At 52.9% G+C, this 2202-nt stretch carries 3 protein-coding genes and 1 pseudogene; all 4 read left to right on the top strand.

Annotated elements, in window-relative coordinates; all coding sequences use genetic code 11:
• Positions 1-181, top strand: a pseudogene (locus ACG98I_RS13835) (transposase); the annotation flags it as partial.
• Entirely contained in the window at positions 178-1098 is a 921-nt protein-coding gene (locus ACG98I_RS13830) for an IS3 family transposase (protein ID WP_394719950.1), read from the top strand. The pseudogene ACG98I_RS13835 and the gene ACG98I_RS13830, both read left to right, overlap by 4 nt.
• A 115-nt stretch (positions 1099-1213) precedes the next feature.
• Positions 1214-1459 carry a transposase gene (locus ACG98I_RS13825; protein WP_394721114.1) on the top strand — a complete coding sequence of 82 codons (246 nt, stop codon included), beginning with the start codon at positions 1214-1216 and terminating at the stop codon, positions 1457-1459.
• A gap of 116 nt (positions 1460-1575) precedes the next feature.
• Positions 1576-2202: IS3 family transposase (locus tag ACG98I_RS13820; protein WP_394732588.1), on the top strand; the 627-nt coding region annotated here is incomplete at its 3' end.

The raw sequence follows: 2202 nt of genomic DNA, 5'->3' as shown, positions 1-2202 counted from the left end.
TCGTCAATGGACCCAGCAGGCCCGCCGTGCAGGAAACATCCCAGAACCCGTGCCCGAAGATTTGGCTGCCGAAAACGCGAGGCTACGCCGTGAAAATCAAGAGCTCCGCGACACCAATGAACTTCTGAAGGCTGCCTCAGCTTTTTTCGCGTCGGAACTCGACCCAAAACGTCGGAAATGATCCGGTTCATCGATGAATACCGGAGTAGTTTCTCCGTCGAGTTCATCTGTAAGACGTTGAAAAATAACCGGGCTGGTGGGTTTATCACCTCGCGTGGGTATCGCCAATCCAAGGCCCGTGGATTAAGTGCTCGTCGCCTTCGCGATGCTGCGCTGGTTGATCGCATTAGTGCTGTTCATCGGGATAATTACGGTGTTTACGGTGTGCGGAAAATGTGGCATGCGCTTCGCCGTGAAGGAATTGATATCGGTCGTGAACAAACCGCCCGGCTGATGCGCTTGGCCGGTGTTTCTGGCAAAGGCAAAGGCGGATCACCTATCACAACCCGAAAAGCTAACACGCCTGATCTGCGCCCAGACTTAGTCGAGCGTGAATTCAAAGCCCAGGGTCCGAATAAACTGTGGGTGGCCGACATTACGTATGTGCGCACGAAGAAAGGCTTTGTGTATGCCGCGTTTGTCACCGACGTTTACTCCCGACGGATTGTTGGGTGGGCGTTATCAGACTCGATGCGGACCGAAGCACTGCCACTGCAAGCTCTCAACCAGGCGATCGTGTGTGCTGAGGAAACAACAGGTCTCATTCACCATTCGGATCACGGGTCGCAGTATGTCAGCGTGGTCTACAACGAGCGACTTGCCCAGCACGGGATTGCCGCTTCCACCGGAAGTGTCGGCGACTCTTACGACAATGCTCTGGCCGAAAACGTTAACGGCTCCTACAAGAACGAGCTGATCCATACCCGCAGGTGGGATGACGTGATCGAGGTAGAAATCGCGACGTTCGAGTGGGTGTCATGGTGGAACGAGACTAGGCTCCACCAAAGCTTGGGATACCGAACTCCGGTCGAGGTGGAAACCGAATTTTGGAAGCAGACCCCGCCACAGGAAATAATGGAAATCAAGGCAAACGCCTAGGAACAAAACTCGGGGCACTTCAGACTCCTCCCAAATGTCATGGATTTGAGGTTACCCTCGAGTAGTGGACACCCAATTTGTACGGATCTTGTGTCCGTAGGAGAGGATGTCCATTGTGAGTTCGTCAAGGAAGAAGTACACGCCGGAGTATCGGCAGGAGGCTGCCAGGCTGGTCATCGAGTCGGGGCGACCGATTGCACATGTGGCTAAGGAAATCGGTGTAGCCGAAGGACTCTTAGGCAAATGGGTCAAGCTTGAACGAGAACGTCAAGGCTCGGATGATGGGCGCAGTGATGCCGATATACGAGCTGAAAACGCCCGTTTACGACGTGAATTGGCTGAGGTCAAGATGGTGAATTGAGTTCTTGTCAAAAGCCACAGCCTTCTTCGTGGCGTCGCAACGCGATCGGAAAAATTTGAGCTAATACAGCCAGAGCAAGGCGAACTACAGCATCAAGCGAATGAGCCGGTTATTGCATGTTTCTCGTTCCGGTGACTGCCAAATGGGAAAAGTCTCAAGTCACCCGACTGCGCGGCGAGGATAAACGTCAGAGATTTCTCGACCAATTGGATAAGCGTATTCATGACATCTGGGAGGATTCCGACGAAGTCTATGGTGCCCCGCGTATTACCGCAGAACTCGTTGACGAAGGCATCATAGTTAATCGTAAAACCGTAGCCAAACGCATGCGGATGATGGGTATTGAAGGTATCTCACCCAGGGCTTTTGTTCCCGTGACTACCATTCAATCCAAGCGGAAGTCCACGCTTCCAGAACTGGTGAAACGTCTATTTGATCAAGGTCAGCTCAACCGGGTGTGGATGTCAGATATTACCTATCTACGCACCGGGGAAGGCTGGTTGTATCTGTGTGCGATTCGGGATGGACACTCCAGGAGGGTCTTGGGCTGGGCTATGGATAGTGTGCAGAATTCTCACCTGGTTGAACGTGCATTACGCATGGCTTATACCTTGCGGGGTGATGTACCTGAGGGGCTGGTTTTCTACGCGGATCGCGGTACTCAGTTTACGAGCGAACAACTGTGGCAGGTCTGTCAAGAACTGGGTATTGCTCAATCTGTCGGTCGGACTGGTGTGTGCTTT

This window comes from Corynebacterium sp. L4757, from assembly GCF_043673995.1.
In the GTDB taxonomy this organism is placed as follows: Bacteria; Actinomycetota; Actinomycetes; order Mycobacteriales; family Mycobacteriaceae; genus Corynebacterium.
This window is presented reverse-complemented; position numbering and strand designations above follow the sequence as displayed.